The 20,387-nt window shown below is 38.0% G+C and carries 18 protein-coding genes and 1 rRNA gene; 8 read left to right on the top strand and 11 right to left on the bottom strand.

Translation table 11 applies throughout. The features are described 5' to 3' along the window. Window positions 1–184 precede the first annotated feature (184 nt). The gene (locus tag L1275_RS12695; protein WP_253473884.1) at window positions 185–925 is read left to right on the top strand and encodes an enhanced serine sensitivity protein SseB; all 741 of its coding nucleotides are present in this window, start codon (window positions 185–187) and stop codon (window positions 923–925) included. A gap of 78 nt (window positions 926–1,003) precedes the next feature. Here the strand turns inward: L1275_RS12695 and L1275_RS12690 are convergent, their stop codons facing one another. Continuing rightward, on the bottom strand, window positions 1,004–3,925 hold the full coding sequence (locus L1275_RS12690; protein WP_253473880.1) for a S9 family peptidase: 2,922 nt from the start codon (window positions 3,923–3,925) through the stop codon (window positions 1,004–1,006). A 368-nt stretch (window positions 3,926–4,293) separates the two neighbouring features. Here L1275_RS12690 and L1275_RS12685 point away from each other — a divergent pair, with 368 nt between their 5' ends. Next, entirely contained in the window at window positions 4,294–5,016 is a 723-nt protein-coding gene (locus L1275_RS12685; protein WP_253473877.1) for an SDR family oxidoreductase, read from the top strand. A 40-nt stretch (window positions 5,017–5,056) separates the two neighbouring features. On the opposite strand, the gene L1275_RS12680 is transcribed toward L1275_RS12685, so the two are convergent. From L1275_RS12680 to L1275_RS12655, 6 genes are all read right to left on the bottom strand, one after another. Next, the gene (locus L1275_RS12680; RefSeq protein ID WP_253473874.1) at window positions 5,057–5,389 is read right to left on the bottom strand and encodes a hypothetical protein; all 333 of its coding nucleotides are present in this window, start codon (window positions 5,387–5,389) and stop codon (window positions 5,057–5,059) included. A 114-nt stretch (window positions 5,390–5,503) separates the two neighbouring features. After that, window positions 5,504–6,772, bottom strand: a complete 1,269-nt coding sequence (gene bioA / locus L1275_RS12675) for an adenosylmethionine--8-amino-7-oxononanoate transaminase (protein ID WP_253473871.1) — start codon at window positions 6,770–6,772, stop codon at window positions 5,504–5,506. After that, window positions 6,769–7,755: a biotin synthase BioB gene (gene bioB, locus L1275_RS12670; protein WP_253473868.1), complete on the bottom strand. Its 987-nt coding sequence runs from the start codon at window positions 7,753–7,755 to the stop codon at window positions 6,769–6,771. Before bioB ends, bioA begins: the two co-directional genes overlap by 4 nt. A 2-nt stretch (window positions 7,756–7,757) precedes the next feature. Then, window positions 7,758–8,369 carry a dethiobiotin synthase gene (gene bioD / locus L1275_RS12665; RefSeq protein WP_253473865.1) on the bottom strand — a complete coding sequence of 204 codons (612 nt, stop codon included), beginning with the start codon at window positions 8,367–8,369 and terminating at the stop codon, window positions 7,758–7,760. A 4-nt stretch (window positions 8,370–8,373) separates the two neighbouring features. After that, complete coding sequence (locus tag L1275_RS12660; protein ID WP_253473862.1) at window positions 8,374–9,480, bottom strand: aminotransferase class I/II-fold pyridoxal phosphate-dependent enzyme; 1,107 nt, start codon at window positions 9,478–9,480, stop codon at window positions 8,374–8,376. Then, window positions 9,471–10,088, bottom strand: coding sequence for a hypothetical protein (locus L1275_RS12655; protein WP_253473859.1), 618 nt, complete (start codon window positions 10,086–10,088; stop codon window positions 9,471–9,473). The genes L1275_RS12660 and L1275_RS12655 overlap by 10 nt, the downstream gene beginning before the upstream one ends. Window positions 10,089–10,151: 63 nt before the next feature. Between L1275_RS12655 and L1275_RS12650 the strand changes: the two genes are divergently transcribed. Both L1275_RS12650 and L1275_RS12645 read left to right on the top strand, forming a co-directional pair. Beyond that, entirely contained in the window at window positions 10,152–11,639 is a 1,488-nt protein-coding gene (locus tag L1275_RS12650; RefSeq protein ID WP_253473856.1) for a PLP-dependent aminotransferase family protein, read from the top strand. Window positions 11,640–11,756: 117 nt separating this feature from the next. Next, window positions 11,757–12,191 (top strand): hypothetical protein, encoded by a 435-nt coding sequence (locus L1275_RS12645; RefSeq protein ID WP_253473853.1) that lies wholly within the window; start codon window positions 11,757–11,759, stop codon window positions 12,189–12,191. A gap of 64 nt (window positions 12,192–12,255) precedes the next feature. Here L1275_RS12645 and L1275_RS16600 read toward each other — a convergent pair whose 3' ends face one another. After that, on the bottom strand, window positions 12,256–13,182 hold the full coding sequence (locus tag L1275_RS16600; protein WP_253473850.1) for a helix-turn-helix domain-containing protein: 927 nt from the start codon (window positions 13,180–13,182) through the stop codon (window positions 12,256–12,258). Between the two features lie 151 nt (window positions 13,183–13,333). Between L1275_RS16600 and L1275_RS12635 the strand changes: the two genes are divergently transcribed. Further along, complete coding sequence (locus L1275_RS12635) at window positions 13,334–13,954, top strand: urease subunit beta (protein ID WP_253473832.1); 621 nt, start codon at window positions 13,334–13,336, stop codon at window positions 13,952–13,954. A gap of 153 nt (window positions 13,955–14,107) precedes the next feature. After that, entirely contained in the window at window positions 14,108–15,820 is a 1,713-nt protein-coding gene (ureC, locus tag L1275_RS12630) for an urease subunit alpha (RefSeq protein WP_253473829.1), read from the top strand. A gap of 93 nt (window positions 15,821–15,913) precedes the next feature. Here ureC and L1275_RS12625 read toward each other — a convergent pair whose 3' ends face one another. Further along, window positions 15,914–16,678, bottom strand: a complete 765-nt coding sequence (locus L1275_RS12625; RefSeq protein WP_253473826.1) for a methyltransferase domain-containing protein — start codon at window positions 16,676–16,678, stop codon at window positions 15,914–15,916. A gap of 151 nt (window positions 16,679–16,829) precedes the next feature. Then, a complete protein-coding gene (locus tag L1275_RS12620) occupies window positions 16,830–17,618 on the bottom strand; it encodes a thioredoxin family protein (protein WP_253473824.1) in 789 nt (262 codons plus the stop codon). A gap of 407 nt (window positions 17,619–18,025) precedes the next feature. Between L1275_RS12620 and L1275_RS12615 the strand changes: the two genes are divergently transcribed. Both L1275_RS12615 and L1275_RS12610 read left to right on the top strand, forming a co-directional pair. Then, entirely contained in the window at window positions 18,026–18,889 is an 864-nt protein-coding gene (locus tag L1275_RS12615; RefSeq protein WP_253473822.1) for a sensor histidine kinase, read from the top strand. Next, entirely contained in the window at window positions 18,870–19,631 is a 762-nt protein-coding gene (locus L1275_RS12610) for a LytTR family DNA-binding domain-containing protein (protein ID WP_253473820.1), read from the top strand. The genes L1275_RS12615 and L1275_RS12610 overlap by 20 nt, the downstream gene beginning before the upstream one ends. A 673-nt stretch (window positions 19,632–20,304) precedes the next feature. Here the strand turns inward: L1275_RS12610 and rrf are convergent. After that, window positions 20,305–20,387 (bottom strand): 5S ribosomal RNA (gene rrf, locus L1275_RS12605); the annotation flags it as partial.

The raw sequence follows: 20,387 nt of genomic DNA, 5'->3' as shown, positions 1-20,387 counted from the left end.
TTATATCGGTTTAAATGTGTTTACTGCGATACTTCATCAATAAAAAAACATATTATTCACTGACTGCATTCCAGTATAAAATCTAAATATTAACAATTATAGTGGTATAAAGAATTTTTTTTGGTTTAAATTTGAACTCCTTACTTAAATAAATCAAATTTATACCCCCCTTAAAAACTAAGATTTGAAAAAAACAACTTTATCCGAAATCCTTGAAAAAGCAGGTAATGACGCAACATATCGGGAACAGTTCTACCGTCGTTTTCTCGAAGAGAACGTCTATGTATTAACTCAAAAAGAATCCAATGGAAAGGAAATTGGTTCGACATCAGATCTAAAAAAACGTCCCATTGTTGTTTTCCCCAATCAAGTCATCCCTGTATTTACTGAGGTTACTAAGATTTTTGAACAGGAATCTATCCGAAATGAGGTGACGCCAGTACCGATAAACGGAAGGGAATTTTTAAAAATGGCACAGAGCTCTGCCGTAGTGGTGAATCCATTTTCAGCGATCTATAAAGAACTTATCCCTCTGGAAATATCCGAAATGCTCAGTGGCTCTATGTTTAATAAACAAGCTAATATTGCAAAAACCAAACAGACCATGGCCGTGCAAATTGGTCAGCCGAGTATTTATCCAACGGAATTGGTCGACTGTTTGATCGAATTGTTTACTACTCAACCCGAAGTAAAAGCAGCGCACATCGGCTGGATATACAATCCCGCAGTCGGAGACCCTCCGCATTATATTTTTGCACTGGAATGCGCTACAAAAGACATGAAACGAATCACAGATCAAGCAGCTCTTGCTTCTCAACCGTTTATGAATGCCGATCAATTTGTAGACTTTATGCAATTGGAAAAAGGTGCGGATATCAGTACTTATTTTTATGAACATACGGTACCGTTTTATACGAGTAATTAAACATCGAATAAATGATAATAGGTCACCATTTACAATAATAAAAAAAGGCTAACCGTTGACGGTTAGCCTTTTTTTACATTATTTCACCAAATCAAATCCCCAAGTTTTACCTTTTAAAACCGCAGGAATCCCAGTATCCATCCATACGGGTATCGGAGCTCCTTTTAGATAATGGTCAAAAAATTGTTGTTCACGTATTTGTATATCTTTTCGATTTTGGCGTTGCATTAAATTGTGCTCATCTCCATTGTAATTCAGCATCCAGACCGGCTTTTCCAAACGTCTTAACGCGGTAAACATTTCGATTCCCTGATACCAAGGCACAGCGCCATCGTTGTCATTATGCATAATCACCACTGGTGTTTCAACACGATCCATAAAGAAAAGCGGTGAGTTTTCAATATATAACTCGTGTGCTTCCCACAAGTTCGCGCCTATTCTACTCTGTGTTTTTTCATATTGAAATTGTCGATTCATTCCAGTTGCCCAACGTATACCGCCATAGGCTGACGTCATGTTCACTACCGGAGCTCCAGACCACGCTGCCGCATATCTATTGGTTCTGGTAATCAGATGCGCAACTTGATATCCACCCCAACTCTGCCCTTGTATTCCAATTTTTTTGGAATCAACCCAGCTGTTTTGCTTTAAAAAATCAACGCCAGAGTTGATATACTCCTCAGCAGATCTTCCTGGATATCCCTTTTCATAACTGATATCAGGTGTAAATACCAAATAACCATTACTGACAAAATAAGAGATATTCAAACGCGACGGTGTTGGTGCAGGCGCTTCATAACGATACAGATTATCGGTTAACTTCTCATAGAAATAAACAATCATTGGATAGGATTTTGCTTCGTCAAAATCTTCCGGTTTATACAAAATACCCGTAGCATTTTTACCGGTATCAGTAGTCCAATGGATCAACGATGCCGTACCCCAATTGTAGTTAGCTTGTTGTGGATTAGTAGCCTGCAAAAGCTCGTCTGATTTAAAATCTGTAGTGGTATAAATACGCGGTGCTTGTGTAAACGATTCCTTAACATACATATATTGCTGTGCATGCTTTGCCTTAACAACAGCATTGTTACTAAACATCGCTTCCATTCGCAATAACTCAGGATCTTTTTTAGCCAGAACTGTAGTTGTAAAAAAACCAGCATCTTTAGATACTTCGTTAAAAGCACCTAATAAAAGGGGCGCTTTTCGAGAAAGACTCCGAACATCAGTATCTAATTTTTCGATATCAAATCGGATTTTGTTGGTGCGTCCGTAACCTTTAGTAATCTGATGTGCTGCTTTACTTCCATTCAAAGAAAACTCCCAAATGTCATAACGATCTTTGATCAACACCGTCTCATCATGATCTGTCCACGCTGCAATACCATAGGCGTTTGGTAAGTCGGGCATATCAAAATCCTCATCGGCAAAAGCAACATCTAGATTTTTATTAAGGGCCACCTGTTTTTTGGACCCAACATGGTAACTAAACCAATTTCCTCCCTCTCGATTAAAATAAACGATGTATTTTCCCAGAGGCGAACTGTATGCGTATCCATTTAAGTTCGCTACGATTAAATTTGAACGCCCGTTACTCGTATTGATTTCGTAATAATCTCTTGGTGCAAAACCCGTCCACTGCGTTGCTAAACGGCCCTTAATATCAGAATACCCCAAAACATAGTCCGCATTACCTTCATCAACTAATACAACCTCCTGCAATTGTGCATCTGACAAGGGTACTAAAGTTTTTGGTTGATCTAATTGGATCACCGCTAAATAGGACCTCTTTAATTCTTTATCCAAGTTTTTAAGTTGGATGGTTTGCAAATAATCGTCTTTATAATGCCAAACATCTACTATAGCGTGATCCTCGACAATTAATGTAGTGTCTTTGGCGATTTTAACCGGCGCTATTCCGAAAAAAACCTTTTTACCATTACGGCTAAAAAGGGGTTTTCTATGCTCTGAAACAGCCCATTTATCGGGCATTCCTAAAGTTTGACTACTAGCCAAGATTTGAGCTTGCTCCGCTTTAAAACTACTGTATAACTGATAGGACTTGATTTCCTTTTTCTTTTCATCCAGAGTCCCAATGAATGCAACTCGATTACCCAATTCATCAAAAGCAAACTGATTAAATTCACCATTTCCTTCCAATAAAGTAGTTTGGACATTCGTATCGGTGTCGATCAGATAAACCCCATAAGTGGTCTTTTTGGATTCTTCCGCTATACTTAGGTCTTTTTCGTCTTTCTTAACTTCCTTTTTAGTCGGTTCTTGGGTTGCAAAAACCAATTTCTTACCGTTTTTACTAAACTCATATTCCACAACGTTTTCAAAAACCAACTGTTTTCCGCTTACCAAATCCATCAAAACCAATGGAAGCGGTTCAGCCTGTTTGTCTTTCTTTTTGGCTGGTTCAGTAGCAACGGCTTTCTTTTTTTGCAACGAATCTGTTTTTAAGCTATCCACTACCTTTAAAGCAACGGCTTTATGTAATTGATAAGCCAGTTTTGAACCGCCTTTTTCAGGAACCTTAAATGATTTTACCAAAGCAACCTTTGTGATTGAAAAACTGGAAGTATTGATGATCGCCAACGAATCTTTAGGAGTCTCTTCTTCTTTTTTCTTTTTGATTTTAGCCTCCCGAATATCCTTGTAAAAAGGTTTAATCAAAGCCACAGCAAATTTCGAATCGTAGGTAAAAACCGGATTCTCTCCTCTTGGTAGTTGATGCTTTAATGGCGAATCACTCCTTTTCATATACAGGAGTTTATCACCCTCTTGAGGGGACACCTGATAGATCGCCGTCTTCCCATCCGCGGACCATAATTTGACACCTATGCTTTGCCAAGCGTCATAAACACTGTGATCAATTGGTTTTTTTTGCGATAGCGAAACCGTTGAGTAAAGCAGTATAATCGAAACAAAAAACGATTGACGCAACAAACGAGCAGCCGTATTAAAAGGTAAATGGTATTTTAAAAAATTCATTGTCTTTAATCTTTATTATAGAATTTCCAAATTAAAGCATATTAGGTCAACCCTACAACTTTAGACAACAGTTTATCAATTAGGTCCAGCAATTAACAGCCCATTTCACCGGCTGCTAACCATATTAAATCCCAATTCATGAGAATATTTTATTGAATAAAAACTAATTAAAATATTAACTAAAAAGACAATTTTAGAACAAAACACCTCCAATTTTATATTTTTTTATTAAATAAAATCCTTATATTGAAAAAAAAATATTTAATTTTAATCTGCCATCTGAAGAAATAAACAGCTATTCCACACTTATTTAAAACTTTTTTATGAGTGATGTTTTTCATTGGAGTATGGACCAAATTTAGAAGCTTATGCAAAAAAGGGCAATACTTATTACTGGAGCAAGCAGGGGAATTGGTTTAGCAATAGCTAAAAAACTAGCCTCTTTAGATTTTTTTCCGATTGGGTTGGCCCGAAATACATCAGGGATTGATTTTCCAGGTGCGTTATTTTCTTGTGATTTGATGGATTTTGATAAAACTGCTATAGTATTAAAGGACATCAGTGAGCAATATCAAATCTATGGTGTAGTCAATAATGTGGGAGTCTCGCTACCTCAATGCCTCGAAGAACTCGATTTTGAAAGTTTGCAAAGCGTTTGGACCTTAAATGTCCGCTCATCTATACAAGTGACTCAGTTTTTTATTCCGTTTATGAAACAACTCGGACAGGGTCGTATTGTTAATATTTGTAGTAGAGCTATACATGGGAATGTCAACCGAACCGCTTACTCCGCAGCAAAAAGTGCGCTTATTGGATGTACCAAAACTTGGGCATTAGAGTTTGCAAAACATGGTATTACATCCAATGCTGTGGCACCTGGCCCCATAGAAACGCTATTGTTTCGCACTTCAAGACCTGTAGGCAGCCAAGCTGAAAAACAAACGATTAGTTCCGTGCCGATGAAGAGAATTGGGCAACCCCATGAGGTAGCAGCCGCAGTGTGTTTTTTCCTTTCTGACGATGCGGCTTTTATTACAGGCCAAGTCTTAGGAGTTGATGGCGGAGCTAGCATTGCTGGCAAAGAAGTATAAAATCCTCCTTGCCAACTTGCTGTAAAGTTATCTATTACGCTTATTTTTTGGTAATTTCAGCTACAAATTCCTGCAGATCTGAATCAAAAGTAGGTTGTTGAAGTAATTCCATCGCTTTAGATTTTAAAGCCACAAAATCTTCCTGATCAAAGGCATCTCCAAAACTATCGCGATAAAAATTACCTATTATTCCAAAAACACCCTGAATCTCTTCCTCTTTTACCTCTTTCACTACTTGATAACGTCCGCGTAAAACACCTGCTCCTACATAAGCACCAATAGCAACTAAATCTTCTATTTTGAGTTCTGATTTACTCGATTGTGCTTTTATTAAACCGTCTAAGTTTTGAATAATCACGTCTTGTATATGCATGGTATAATTTTTAAAACTCGACAAATTTAAGCAATTTATACCACTCCTTGATCACAATCATCATCTCGAAATGATGCCATAGATTTTTAAAATTCCCTATGTGATCGCCCAACATTACAATTCCTCCAATGCCTGTAGAATAAGTCTATAAATCTCATCCAATTCCGCATCTTCAATACAATATGGAGGAAGTATATACAGGACGTTACCCAAAGGGCGCAACAGTACTCCGTTGTTTAGAAAAAAATCATACAACTTTCCTCGTATCTCACTAAAATACGATCCGAGATGTTCGGTTTTCCAATTTAGTGCCAAGATGGTTCCCAGTTGTCGTACGCCTTCTACTTTAGGATGCATGGCAATGGATTTGGCGAAAACCCGATGCTTTTGAGTAATGCGTTCAATAGCAGCTTGAGTGGTAGGTAACAACAACAATTCTAAGCTTGCCAAGGCTGCACTACATGCCAAGGGATTTGCCGTAAATGAATGGCCGTGAAAAAGTGCTTTATGCTGATCGTCAGAATAAAATGCTTGATAAATCACTGCTGTACACGTGGTGATCCCCATCGGTAATGTTCCTCCCGTTAGTCCTTTAGAAAAACACATTAAGTCAGGCACTGCCGTTAAATAATCCACTGCGAACAATTTACCTGTTCGACCAAAACCAGTAAAAACTTCATCTTGAATCAAGAGTATATCGCGTTGACGGCAATAATCCATCAAAGCACTTAATGATTCAGCATCGTGCATCAACATCCCAGCTGATCCTTGGACTAAGGGTTCATAAATAAAACATCCCACCTCATTTGCAATAACATCAATCTGCTGTTGTATCTCCTTCAGATTTGCAGTCGTAGGAGCATCTATAAATACTACATCAAATAGTTGTTCTTCAAAGGGGTTCGTCCATACGCTACGCCCACTTACCGACATCGCACCAAAGGTATCTCCGTGGTAAGCATCTTTAAATGCCAGGATTTTCCTTCTGCTCTGCCCCTTATTATTCCAATATTGAAGGCACATTTTTAAAGCGACTTCTATAGCGGTAGATCCGTTATCTGAGTAAAACACCCTTTTCTGATTTTCTGGTAATATAGCCAGTAAATTTTCAGAAAGTTGAATGGCTGGCTCGTGTGTAAAACCCGCAAAAATCACTTGTTCCAAAGTATTTAATTGTTCTGAAACCCGTTGTGCAATATAAGGATGAGCATGTCCGTGAAGTGTTACCCACCACGAAGAAACCGCATCGATATATCGCTTACCATCTTCATCGTATAAAAAAACACCCTCACCTCTTACAATACCTATAGCCGCAGCCGCGGTTTTCATTTGAGTATAGGGATGCCAATTAACCGCCTGATCACGCTCTTTTAAACTTTTCATACCAGTGATACCGTTTCTTTTGACATCGGATGCAAACCGAGATTAGCAAACATTTTTTTATCTTCGGTTATACCTGGGTTGGGCGTCACTAATAAGGTTTCACGGTCGCCAGAAAATATCGAATTGGCTCCGGCCATAAAACACCATCCCTGCTCTTCTTCCGTCATTTCTACACGACCCGCACTCAATCTTACCATAGCTTTAGGCATTAATATTCGCGCCGTAGCAATCATACGTACCATATCCCAAGTTTGAATTTTTGGTTGGTTTTCCAAGGGTGTTCCCGCTACACGAGCTAAAGCATTAACCGGCACCGATTCTGGATGTTGCGGCAGTGTAGCTAGCGTTAGTAACATAGACATACGGTCTTGATGGGTTTCTCCCAAACCGATAATACCACCTGAACATACCGTAATTCCCGCTTTACGGACATTATTAATCGTATTCAATCGATCGTCAAATTTTCGAGTACTGATGATTTCTTCATAATAATTCTCAGAAGAATCCAAATTGTGATTATAGGCATGTAGACCAGCATCTTGCAAACGCTTAGCCTGATCTTCTGTCAACATCCCCAAGGTACAACACACTTCTAATCCCAATTCATTGACCCCTTTAACCATATCGATGATACGATCAAAATCGCGATTATTCCTTACTTCCCTCCAAGCTGCTGCCATACAAAAACGCGAAGATCCCGCATCTTTTGCCTGTTGCGCATGTGCAATCACTTCTGCTGTTGGCAATAAGGCTTGTACCTTTATATCCGTGTGATATCGTGCTGCTTGCCCGCAATACGAACAATCTTCCGGACAACCTCCTGTCTTCACAGACAGCAACGTACAAACTTGAATCTCTGTTGATTTATGCCATTGTCTATGCACTGTTGCAGCCTGATAAGTCAATTCCATCAACGGTTGTTCATAGATGGCTTGCACCTCTTCCTTGGTCCAATTCGTTCTTATTTCTAATTCGTTATTCATGATTATGCTAGTTTATAAGTTTGTATAATTGTTTTATTTAATTCTGAAAATTCTGGGATACGTACGATTTGTGTTGCCGAATCAACAGCTTTTAAAATAACGCGCTCCGAATCCACGTCCATAGTTCCGTTAATGACCAAATAAGCAATAGCTATCTTTTTTTGTCTTAAAAAAGCAATCGACAACAGACTGTGATTGATACAACCAAGATAATCGCGAACCACCAATACCACTGCTGCCTCTAAATCGATGATCAAATCAATCATAAAAAAATCATCGGATATCGGAACCAATAAACCTCCTGCTCCTTCAATTATTAGTCGATTGGCAGTAACTGGCAGATTAAAATCTTGTTTTTGTATCTGTATATTTTCCTGTATCGCTGACTTATGCGGAGAGGCCGCCAATTGCAACCGATGGCGTTCTGGATGAAATTGTATGCCAGCACCATCAACGAGTTGCTGAACCTTTTGAGTATCACTATCATCTAAATCACCCGACTGAATGGGCTTCCAATAGTCCGCCTGAAAATGCTGTACGAAAACAGCCGAAACCACCGTCTTTCCAACTCCAGTTCCTATTCCCGTTATAAATAAATTTTCCTCCTTATTCATCTGTTTATTCTTTATTTAGTAGTGAAACCAGTTCACTCATTTGACATTGTGTATTAAAAGTATGTATGCAAATTCTCAGACGCTCTTGACCAACCGTTACCGTCGGGCTTAAGATTGGATATACCGACATTCCTTGCTCAACCAGCTGTGAAGCTTTATCCCTAACGTTAGCATTACCTGGATAATAAAAAGCTTGTATAGGACTGACCAATGCATCCGACTCAAGCAGTAATAATTGGCGGAAAAAACGAATATTTTGATCTAATAGATTGGGTAATTCGCGTTGTTCTGCTAAGAAATCATAACCGTGTTCAATGGCAATCCATTGTGCTAAACTCGCCGAAGTACTGTAGATAAATGGACTTCCGAAATTTATGATCGTCTGCCGTAGCAATTGGCTGCCTAATATCGCCGCTCCATGACACCCCATTGCTTTGCCATAGGTCACCACTGTGGCAAAAACTTGTTGCTGTAAATGATAAAAAGAAACCAAGCCCCAACCAAAAATCCCGAATGCATGTGCTTCATCCACGATTAAGTATGCTTGATATTTTTGACACAATGCTACCAACTCAACTAACGGAGCAAAACTGCCATCCATAGAGTAAACACTTTCAACAGCCACATAACAGTTCACATCAGCTTGCGACAACAATCTTTCTAAATCGTTTAAATCATTGTGTTTAAACTTCCATTTTCGCGCGTGACTTAACTGGCAACCGTCGTGAACAGAACGGTGTATATGCTCGTCGATGATAACCACATCTCCGCGTTGTGGAACACAAGAGAACAAACACAAGTTTGCCAAATAGCCAGAACCCATTAAAAGCGCTGAATCCACTTGATGTAATTGACTTATTTTGTATTCTAAGTTTTCAATATATTTCGAGTTACCCGTCAATAAACGAGAACCGCTACTACCTAACAGCGCAGATTTTTGTTTACTAATAGTATCGAATACCCTCTCTTGAAATACCTCATTGGCAGCCAAACCCAAATAATCATTGGAGGCAAAATCAATGCCTTGAACCGTGCTTCCCAAACTGCGATATAATTGTGCTTCTTTTCGCGCCCTTAATCGCTTTTGTAACCTATCATGCCCTAGAACCATTGTCTGGTATCATTTTCTAAAGCTTTAAACCAAGCGCTATGTAATTCGTTTTCGATGTCGAGTATCTGAGCTGCCACACTTTGCCAGTCCACCGAAAATCGCTCTAATTGTGTAATCATCTCTTCTAAATGGCCTGCCTCTTCTAAAATGATCGACTTGACCATGACACGACTTTTTTGCTCGCTCAGTACCTCTTGATAGATCGGGTACAACTGATCTGCCCGAACTTCTATAGCATAGGTGACAAATAAATAAGCTGCAAATTTTAAATCCTTACCCGTCAAATTAAACTGTTGCTTTAACAAACGACAGGCTTTTATATCCAATTGATTCAGATACTGCTTGGTAGATACAGCGGCTAATAATTCGTCAGCATTATAGGTCAAACACCAATTAACATTGATTTTTTGAATTTGTTTTTTGAGGTAATAAGCGTGTCTATGCTCTTCTGCTGCGTGCTTTAATTGCAGTAAACTGACTTCAATCGGATGCTCGCAACTCGAAATTTTTCGCGCTCCTGCATTTTCCATAAATGAAAGCGTATTTAAAAATCGAGCGTGTAACCCTTGATTTTTAACTACGATATTCAATAAATTATTCCATTCCATATCTTTCATTTTCAGCAAAAGTAGTACCTTGCCGGGACATACAAACCTACCAGTTTTAAGATTATGAATAGTCCGGTTCAGATTCCATTTAAGAGTTTTATCACTATTGATAGACAGTCGATCACAGCGGTTTACTTACAAATTGCCTCACAAATCATCAACGCTATACAACGCGGATACTTGGTTCCTGGTACCAAATTACCGGGAAGTCGAAGCTTGGCTAATACCCTTGAAGTTCATCGAAATACAGTAGTTTCAAGCTATGAAGAGCTACAGGCACAGGGTTGGATTAATATGCTGCCGAACAAGGGGAGTTTTGTTGCGGGTACTCGTGAAGACAAACCTCAAAAGATCAAATCATTTTCTGCGAACAATCTGGCACATTACCCCCAACGTACCGGATTTGTTTTTAAAAAAGACAACCTACTCGACTACCCGATAAACCAATCCAATAACAATTGGGCATTTACTGATGGAGTTCCCGATGTGCGGCTGTCTCAAATTGAGCAGCTGTCCAAATGGTATAGTGCCAATTTAAAACGCAAAAGCAATCGCAAACATTTGGGGTATTCACAAGGAGCAGGCAGTGAATACTTTAAGGAAAATTTGGCCAACTTCCTCAATCTTTCTCGCGGATTGCACATCTCCAAAAACAATATCATGATTACTCGCGGTATTGAAATGGGTATTTATATCGCTACCGAAATATTAATTGAACCGCGCGATGTTGTATTAATCGGAGAGCTGAGTTATTTCGCCACCAATATGATTTTTCAAAAAGCTGGTGCAACCTTAATTTCTGTAAGAATGGATCAGGAAGGTATCGATGTGGATGCTGTGCGACAACTTTGCGAGACGACCAAAATAAGAATGTTGTACCTCACACCACATCACCACTATCCCACTACTGTCACCTTAAGTGCCGCACGAAGAATTGAACTACTGAATCTATCAGCACAATATGGTTTTATCATTATGGAAGATGATTATGACTACGATTTTCATTATAACAGCAGTCCGATCTTACCGCTGGCAAGTGCCGATAGTCAAGGTATGGTTGTTTACATAGGATCCTTTTGCAAATCACTGGCTCCTGGATTCAGAACCGGATTTATAGTAGCCCCCGAAGAATTAATACGCGAATTACACAAATTTTTAGGAATTATCGATCAACAGGGTGATGTTTTAATGGAAGGCGTACTCGGAGAAATGATCGAAGAGGGTGAAATTCACCGCCATTTAAAAAAAGCCTCTAAGATTTACCAACAACGACGCGATCATTTCAGCGGCCTACTTCGCAATCAATTAAATCCTTATATACAGTTTGATCTACCAACAGGAGGACTTGCAATTTGGACTCAATGGGATTCTAAACTCAACCTCATGCGCATAAGTAAAGAATGCCAAAAACAGGATCTCTACTTACCTACTCCATTATTATACCAATCTAAAGCGATTACCGCGATGAGATTGGGTTTCGGTAATTTTAACGATCAAGAGCTTGAAATCGTCGTTGATAAGCTGGCTACCGCAGTAAAAAAGTCGCTGTAATTCAAATGCTACAGCACTACATAAGTTCTGCGTCAAAAAGCTTTGACCCTATTACTGCGCTCAAATTAAAACAATCTGAATAATAATTATATCTTTGCACAAACAAAATATATTCTAATGAAAAAATTAATTTACATGTCGACTTTTGTGTTGGCTGCTTTAACTTTTAATAGCTGTAGTAGTGACGACAATTCTTCAACTAAAGAAAATCTTCGCGTTGGGAAATGGGAAGCGACTACTTTGAGCTATACCTATGAAGAAGGTAAAACTAATACACATCCTTTTTCGCAATTTAAAGAGGGTTGTGCTGTAGATGTAATTGAACTGACAAAAGAAAACGTTGGAACATTAAAAGTAGAAAACAAAGTAGAACAAAATTGTGCAGCCTCAACTGCCGTGGCAACATGGAATGATGCGACAATTAAAGTAGTTGGTGAAGAAAAAGAACGTACGATTATTTCAGTTAACGATAAGGAATTGGTCTTAAAATACTTAATGACGTATCCTAAATTTGGTACTATTGACGTCATCGTGAATTATACGCGTAAATAGTTTTTTCAAACTAATAAGAATACACAGAGTGGTCGGAAGTAATTCTGACCACTCTTTTTTTATATTAGTGCAAGCCTATATTATCGGTTTGTTCTTTGTTTGGTTTGATACTGACGATTTTATTATGGATGCGGTATTCGGTCGGCGTAATTCCGGTTATCTTCTTAAAGAAACGCGTAAAATACGAGGCTGAATGAAAATTTAGTGCATAGGCAATCTCCGAAATATCCTTAGTTGCATCTTGCAATAATATTTGACTTCTTCGAATAAAGATCTCATTAATCCATTGCTTTGTCGACATCCCCATGACTCTTTTCACGCATTTGTTTAAATAGTTTTCCGAAACAGCTAATAAATCTGCGTAAAACGAAACCGGTTGATGTTCTACATAATGATCCTTAACCAGTTCTTTAAATTTATACAGTATTTGTACATCTCGTAGATTCCAAGATACGTCTTCCGCGTGATAGGATAAACGCGATAAAATCGAGAAAAATAAATTTAGATAAATATCCGCTCTGTTTTGAGGCTGTTTTAATTCTTCATCCAAAATGATAAAACTGGCCAACATCGCTTTCATCTCATACATATCAAGCGGAAAAAATGGTGCGTAATTATAATAAAAAGGTTTGGAATTATGCCACAAGAAATGCGTTAAAACCTCTTCCTCATATATAGCAATAAATCCCTCTACATCTTCTGAAACTTCTATAGTTTTAGTGCGAATCCCCCTATTTACATTCAAACATTGCCCCTGTAAAACAGGATATTGCAAATCCTCATACTGTTGAATCACATGACCGTGAGTGACAAAAAGCAAAAAATTAAAGGTCGTTTTATACACTTCATTAGCATTTAGGATACCCTTAAAATAATCCTGTATGCTATACAATTGCAAGCTATTTCTATTAAAAAGAATGTGAGGAGATGCCGCTGGCAGAAAGAGTTTTTTAAACTCTTCATTCGTTATGAATTTAGATGGTATTTCCACGATAAAATAAAAGTTAGCTACAGGTAAAGATACAAAAAATCGCTGCGAAAATCTCGATTTTTATCGGTTGAAAAAGTACTAGCAATGTCCTGATTTGTATTACTGCGGCAAAAGCGAACATACTAATTTTGCACTAAAATAAATCGAGATTATGTATTTAACAAAGCAAGAAAATGAAAAGTTATTATTGTTATTTGCCGCAGAAATAGCTGGGAGAAGGAAAGATAAAGGTTTAGCCTTAAACTATCCGGAGACCATCTCTTATTTTTGTGGACATATTATTGAAGGTGCTCGAGAAGGTAAAACAGTAAATCAATTGATTGAAGAGTGTAATAATTTACTTACTGCAGATCAAGTGATGCCTGGAGTTGCAAATCTATTAGTAGACATGCAAGTTGAGGCAACATTTCCTGATGGAACAAAACTAGTTTCTCTACAAAGACCCATCGCAATAAATAACCAAGATGTCGCGCCAGGCGCTTATGAGTTTGCAGCGGACGATATCGAACTACTACCAAACCGCGAGCGTATTACTATCAAAGTAATCAACAGCGCAGATCGTCCCGTACAAGTGGGTTCACACTACCATTTTTACGAAACTAATCCAGCCCTAATCTTTGACCGTGAATTAACTTTAGGTTATCGTCTGGATATTGCATCAGGATTATCAGCCCGTTTCCTACCCGGTGAAGAGCAAACCGTTGACCTAGTGAAATATGGCGGAACTCAAGAAATTTACGGATTTACAGGAAAAGTAAACGGTACGCTATAGTACAAGAATAGCTTATAGGATATCCCTTTGAGTTCATACAATAAAGAATTAATCAAAAGTAAACATCGCCTTAAATGACTTGCTTGTATAAATAAGTACGATGAAGATGAAGCGGTTGAGCAGCTACTTTTGACAAACAAATATAATCTACACATGAAAAAAATAAATAGAAAAGAATACGCCAGTTACTACGGTCCTACGACTGGAGATAAAGTGAGATTGGCAGATACCTCTTTGTGGATTGAAATCGAAAAAGATTTCACTACTTATGGGGACGAATGTCTTTTTGGCGGAGGAAAAGTGATCCGTGACGGTATGGGACAACACCCAACAGCAACGCGTGCCGATGGAGTGCTAGACACCGTAATTATCAATGCAGTAATCGTTGACCACTGGGGTATCGTAAAAGCCGATATCGGTATTAAAGATGGTATTATAGTGGGAATAGGAAAAGCGGGAAACCCAAATGTTATGGACGGAGTTAGTCCAAATATGACTATTGGCGTTGGAACTGAAGTAATAGCGGCAGAAAATCTTATTGTTACTGCTGGAACTATTGATACACATGTACATTATATATGCCCACAACAGTTTGATGTGGCTCTGCAAGCTGGAACAACCACAGTAGTTGGTGGAGGTACCGGACCAGCCGCAGGAAGTTTAGCAACAAACTGTATGTCTGGCGTTTGGAATTTAAGAAAAATGCTTTTGGCGACAGATACTATTCCCATCAATTTCGTATTTCTTGCAAAAGGGAATAGTTCTAGCGCCGAGGCACTACATGAAGTCATCACTGCGGGTGCGGGTGGAATGAAAATTCACGAAGATTGGGGAAGCACTCCTTATGTATTGAATAACTGTTTGGAAGTGGCTGATGAAGCCGACATCCAAGTTTGCATACATACCGATACCTTAAATGAGGCGGGATTTGTTGAAGATTCGTTAAAATCATTTAATCATCGTACCATACACACCTATCACACGGAAGGTGCGGGCGGTGGTCATGCTCCAGATTTATTAAAAGTAGCGTCCTATGCAAACATCTTACCGTCTTCTACAACTCCGACGAATCCTTTTACCATCAATACCGTCGATGAGCATTTGGATATGATGATGATCTGTCATCATTTAGATAAAAACATTCCCGAAGATCTCGCTTTTGCAAAATCACGTATTCGTGTTCAAACCATTGGTGCTGAAGGAGTACTTCAAGATTTAGGAGCCATCAGTATGATGAGTTCAGACTCACAAGCCATGGGAAGAATCGGAGAAGTGGTCAGCAGAACATGGCAAATTGCCGATAAAATGAAAAAAGATAGAGGTTCACTCGGAATAGATATAAAAAACGACAACTTCAGAGCCAAGCGTTATGTAGCTAAATACACGATCAACCCTGCAATTGCTCATGGTATTTCAGAACATGTGGGCTCTATAGAAGTAGGCAAAATGGCTGATATCGTTTTCTACAAACCTGCGGCTTTCGGAGTAAAACCAGAAATGGTTCTTAAAGGCGGAGTTATTGCCTATGCTGGTATGGGAGATCCCAACGCATCGATTTCTACACCACAACCTTATATGTATAGACCCATGTTTGGCTGTCATGGCGACGTGGTTGGACAGATTTCCGCGTTGTTCGTAGCACAACAAGCACTAGATAAAGGCGAAATTAAAGAGCTTGGTGTCAAAAAAATGCTTAAATTAGTAGCGAATTGCAGAACAGTCAAAAAAACATCTATGATTCACAATGATGCGCTTCCCGAAATTACTATGGATCATAGTACTTACGATATACGCATTGATGGAGAACTCGTTCAAGCTTCTCCATCAACAAGTTTACCGCTAACACAGCTATATTTTCTAGCTTAAGATTATACAACAGGATTACACTAAACAAACTCAAAACTGAGAAACGGGGCAAATACATCATTTGCCCCGTTTTGATTGATAAACTGTGTGGAATTAAAACTTAGCTCCAAGGATGATTCTTTTAAAAGCGTAAAAGGCTGGTGACTTTGGAAACCTATAACGAATGCGTTTTTTAAATTCCAACGCAAATGAATTTTGTAACTCTGGACTCATCCTTTCAAAATACGGGATCAAAGCCGAACCTGAGATGAAATCATAAAGTTGACTCGCATCTTGTACTACAATGGGATAAATTTTCTCGAAAACCGTTATATTTTTCCCTCCTTCTTCAAATAAAATCCGCGCATATTCATCTGTACTTAATACAGGCGACTGCCTTTTCCAATCGTTTAAAGCCTCCTTATACGGACTTTCCTGAACCAATTCCAACAGCAACTGATTTAAAACATTATCATTTTGGGATGGCATTTGAATCAATAACTGCCCCTCAGGTTTTAAACAGGAAATCATTTTAGGTAAAATTATTTCATGATTATCGATCCATTGAATCGCCGCATTAGAAAAAATCAAATCCCACGAAGTCTCTCTATCTAACTGTTCTTCAATGCCACGTTGCTCAAACCCAAGTCGATCATTTGAAAATGCTTTAGACTTTTCTAACATCTCAGCCGAAGTATCTACTCCGAGAACCATGGAATGAGGTAAGCTCTCCGCTAAAAAACTAGTCAACTCACCTGTTCCACATCCCAAATCCAACACCGCTAAATTTATTCGTGGTTCTGCCAACGCTAGTAAATCATAAAAAGGCGCATAACGCTCGGACTTAAACTGATCATAAATATTTGGATTCCATGCCATATTTTTAATTTTAAATAACAAACTATTACAATTTCAGCCTATTATAGCTCTAATAAATATAAGCAATTTTCTGTTTGAAATTCGGTATTTGGACGATGAATTAATGTTCAAATACCAAATTAAATGAAAATATGCTTTGGCAATACCTAGCCTACTCCCATGCAAATTGGTGTCGTGCTGCATCGCGAATACGTCCGTTATTTCTGCTTTGAACAAAACCGATCAACTCCCACTCCTTGGTATTCCATGTTGTCGGAATTGGTATAAACTGTTCCTTAACTATATTGTCTAACTTAACCAGTTGATGAACGATTTGTATATGTGATAAAAGCTTACCCGAATTGGGCCCTGCTTTCACCTGAGTTTGCCCTTCCTTTTCAATCAAAGCGACAACTACTTCTTCATGTTCAAGTAATTGAACTCCTTGATAACGAACTCTTATACCATTTTTTACATAATCACTGGTTAATTGCAAAGAACTAGGGTTTTTTCTCGAAAATTCATCTCTAATGACACTATTGACCGCCTGTTCGTCAGACCCTATAAATTCCTTACTTCCATTTACTACTAATTGTGGTGTGTATACCGTACTGTTTAGCCACCGAGCATATTGTCGTTGGCGATCAGAAAAAATCGCCTGTCCAAACTGATCCTTCCACCCACGGATATCCCAATAATCGACGTGATATGTGAGGATATAAAGTGCCTTATTTACATTTTCCGTTTGAATTTTGGCTAGCAGCACTTCAGCAGCAGGACATTTACCACAACTCTCTGAAGCAAACAACTCGAACACAGCAAACCCAGCTTCCTCTTTTTCGATAGCGGCATCATTAATTGCTGTAATGCTAAAGATCTTTCCCGCATAAAATAAATAACTAAAAATGAATAAAATTAAGAATGAAACAACCCCAATAAACTGATAAACTTTCGACTTCATGATTTTTTGTTTTTTAAAATGAAGCGCTAAAATACCAGTCTGCTTTCTATGTAAAACGTATAAATCGACGAAATAGACAACTTGATTACTGAATTAGTCCGATTACAAACTGAACTAACAAAGGATATTCCATTGAACAGTAAGCAAGTTTAAAATTGTTAATTAACGCTAATTATATACAGATATGTAAAAAAAACAACTTATTTTTAACCGATAAACATAATGTTATTCAAACTAGCAGCAGGTAAATAGTAAAGATGTTACACTTTAAGGTCTCACATAAAATAATTTTTTTAAGTTCCCTTTGCATAGGGTTTTTAGTAGCTGTCCCGAAAATCGTCGACCCACTCGCCACCCCAATATTAACGTTACTAGATTCCACTATAACTTTTCTATATGCCATAGACATGTGGTATATTAATATAGCTATTCAAAAACGGAGTTATACTAAACTTCCTTATCATCCTAGAAGATTATCACCATTGATACAAGGTCTGTTGTGGGGAATACTGATTATGCTTGTCTTGTCGTCTACCTTACTATTTATAATACCTTCGCAAAACTATGGAACCATGATGCTAATGTTGCAAGTAAGAGGAATATTCATACACTTTACCTTCTATATGTTTATACAATTGTTAGCACAAAATGCGATCAATCAAGAAATAAATTTACAACTTGAACGCAGTAAAACCAATCGTATTTGGGCCCAATATGAACTATTAAAACAACAGATCAATCCCCATTTTCTGTTTAACAGTTTAAATACGCTGAAATATATGGTAGAAAACCAAAATTTAAAAGCTGTAGATTTCATTTTAAAACTCTCCAAATTTTATCGGTATACGCTAAAAAATCGTCAGCTAAATACTATAAGCTTGGGAGAGGAACTAAAAATTTTAAAAATATATAATTATCTACTAATCACACGCTTCGAAGAAGGTTTACACATAGATATACAAGTCAAGGAATTCTTTAAAACGACCATAATTCCCCCTTTCACCCTACAACTGTTAGTTGAGAACGCCGTCAAACACAATGTCGTTTCACAAACCAATCCCCTGTTTTTAAAAATTTATACCGACGAGGAGTTTGTCTGCATTGAAAATAAAATCTGCGCCAAAAAAAGTAACCAATATTCTATGGGAATTGGTTTAAAAAACATCCGAGAGCGGTACCAATTGTTATTTAATCGAGAAATAATCATCGTCACAGAAAATCAAAAATTTATTGTAAAAATTCCCATTATCTATGAATGTACTGATTATTGAAGACGAACCTAAGGCGGCCAGAGCATTAAAAGATCTACTGGCGAAACAAGATAGCAGTATCGTATTTCTCAATACCATACAAAGCATTGCGGCTACAGTAGATTTTTTAAAAAACGAACCATCTCCCGATGTCATATTTATGGATGTACAACTTTCAGATGGGCTTTGTTTTGAAATTTTGAAAGAAGTAGAAGTCCTATGTCCCATTATATTTTGTACAGCCTATAGCGATTATGCGATGGACGCGATAAAATCAAATGGCATAGACTATATTTTAAAACCGTATTCGAGCAATGATTTAAAAAACAGTTTAGACAAAATTCAGAGATTTAGAAATCATTTCACGCAAAAACAGTCTATTCCCATTGATTTATTAATGGATTTGGCTCATACAAGAACCGGTAAAAAATACATATTAGTGATTAAGAACAACAAATACCTTAGTATAGCAACCAAACATATTGCTTATATCTATGTGAAGTATCACGGTCCTACTATCGTAACGTTTACTGGAGAAGAGTTTGACCTTGACCAATCTTTGGATAGCTTACAATCCAAGTTGTCGCAAACGTTTTTTTTTCGGGTAAATCGGCAGTATTTGATTTCCTTTTCGGCTATAAAAGAGATCGAACCGTATTTTTCAAGAAAACTGATGATCCGTCTGACATTAACTACTCCCGACCTATTATTAATTAGAAAAGAAAAAAAACAACTTTTTTTAAGCTGGCTAGACAATCGTTAGTCGATTTTCGTGAGTCGATTTTCGTGAGTCGATTTTCGTGAGTCGATTTTCGTGAGTCGATTTTCGTGAGTCGATGTTCGTGAGTCTATATTTTACAAAAACGATACATTATTTTTTGTAATCATTTCACCCCTACGGGGTTTTTCGAGAATCGAGAGTCGTGAGTCGAATCGCGATTTTCGTAGATGATCCCTCGAGTTTGAGTGATCAGTAATCAGTGACTGGGATTCGCAAATCATAAGTACCTACTCCCGAACATCGACTATCGGGTTTTTAGAATGTTTGTCTTTTTATAGCGATTTTACGTTACGCGGTTTATGACTAAACGAAACGGTTTTGTCAATGCGTAAATTAAAAATGATATGTCGTTTTCGTACAACCTCGTAGGGGTGAAATAATTCTAGAAAATGATGCGTCGTTTTCGTAGAACCCCGTAGGGGTGAAATGATTATAAAAGCAGATATGCCTATGTGCAGATTCGCGTATATGCAAAAAGTCCCTGATCAATAAAGATTAGGGATTTTTTGGTCGGGAGTCGATTTTCGTGATTCGACTCCCAAATCCCGACAAACCCCGTAGGGGTGAAATGATTGTAAAGCGTATACGCTCATGTGCCCATTCGCGTATAGGCACAAAAAAACCCTCATCAAATAAATGATGAGGGTTCTCTAAAGAAAGGCGACGACATACTCTCCCACATAAATGCAGTACCATCTGCGCTAACGGGCTTAACTTCTCTGTTCGAAATGGGAAGAG

Source organism: Flavobacterium sp. HSC-61S13 (genome assembly GCF_024171535.1).
Taxonomy (GTDB): Bacteria; Bacteroidota; Bacteroidia; order Flavobacteriales; family Flavobacteriaceae; genus Flavobacterium.
The sequence above is the reverse complement of the archived record's forward strand: the minus strand, read 5'-3'. Positions and strand labels throughout refer to the sequence as shown.

Coding starts and splice junctions, on each gene's coding strand:
- L1275_RS12690 (WP_253473880.1), bottom strand. CDS start 3,925: ATGAATTTTTTAAAATACCATTTACCTTTTAATACGGCTGCTCGTTTG.
- L1275_RS12625 (WP_253473826.1), bottom strand. CDS start 16,678: ATGGCATGGAATCCAAATATTTATGATCAGTTTAAGTCCGAGCGTTAT.
- L1275_RS12635 (WP_253473832.1), top strand. CDS start 13,334: ATGTATTTAACAAAGCAAGAAAATGAAAAGTTATTATTGTTATTTGCC.
- bioA (WP_253473871.1), bottom strand. CDS start 6,772: ATGAAAAGTTTAAAAGAGCGTGATCAGGCGGTTAATTGGCATCCCTAT.
- L1275_RS12660 (WP_253473862.1), bottom strand. CDS start 9,480: ATGGTTCTAGGGCATGATAGGTTACAAAAGCGATTAAGGGCGCGAAAA.
- L1275_RS12685 (WP_253473877.1), top strand. CDS start 4,294: ATGCAAAAAAGGGCAATACTTATTACTGGAGCAAGCAGGGGAATTGGT.
- ureC (WP_253473829.1), top strand. CDS start 14,108: ATGAAAAAAATAAATAGAAAAGAATACGCCAGTTACTACGGTCCTACG.
- bioB (WP_253473868.1), bottom strand. CDS start 7,755: ATGAATAACGAATTAGAAATAAGAACGAATTGGACCAAGGAAGAGGTG.
- L1275_RS12610 (WP_253473820.1), top strand. CDS start 18,870: ATGAATGTACTGATTATTGAAGACGAACCTAAGGCGGCCAGAGCATTA.
- L1275_RS12615 (WP_253473822.1), top strand. CDS start 18,026: ATGTGGTATATTAATATAGCTATTCAAAAACGGAGTTATACTAAACTT.
- L1275_RS12680 (WP_253473874.1), bottom strand. CDS start 5,389: ATGCATATACAAGACGTGATTATTCAAAACTTAGACGGTTTAATAAAA.
- L1275_RS12645 (WP_253473853.1), top strand. CDS start 11,757: ATGAAAAAATTAATTTACATGTCGACTTTTGTGTTGGCTGCTTTAACT.
- bioD (WP_253473865.1), bottom strand. CDS start 8,369: ATGAATAAGGAGGAAAATTTATTTATAACGGGAATAGGAACTGGAGTT.
- L1275_RS12655 (WP_253473859.1), bottom strand. CDS start 10,088: ATGGAATGGAATAATTTATTGAATATCGTAGTTAAAAATCAAGGGTTA.
- L1275_RS12650 (WP_253473856.1), top strand. CDS start 10,152: ATGAATAGTCCGGTTCAGATTCCATTTAAGAGTTTTATCACTATTGAT.
- L1275_RS12620 (WP_253473824.1), bottom strand. CDS start 17,618: ATGAAGTCGAAAGTTTATCAGTTTATTGGGGTTGTTTCATTCTTAATT.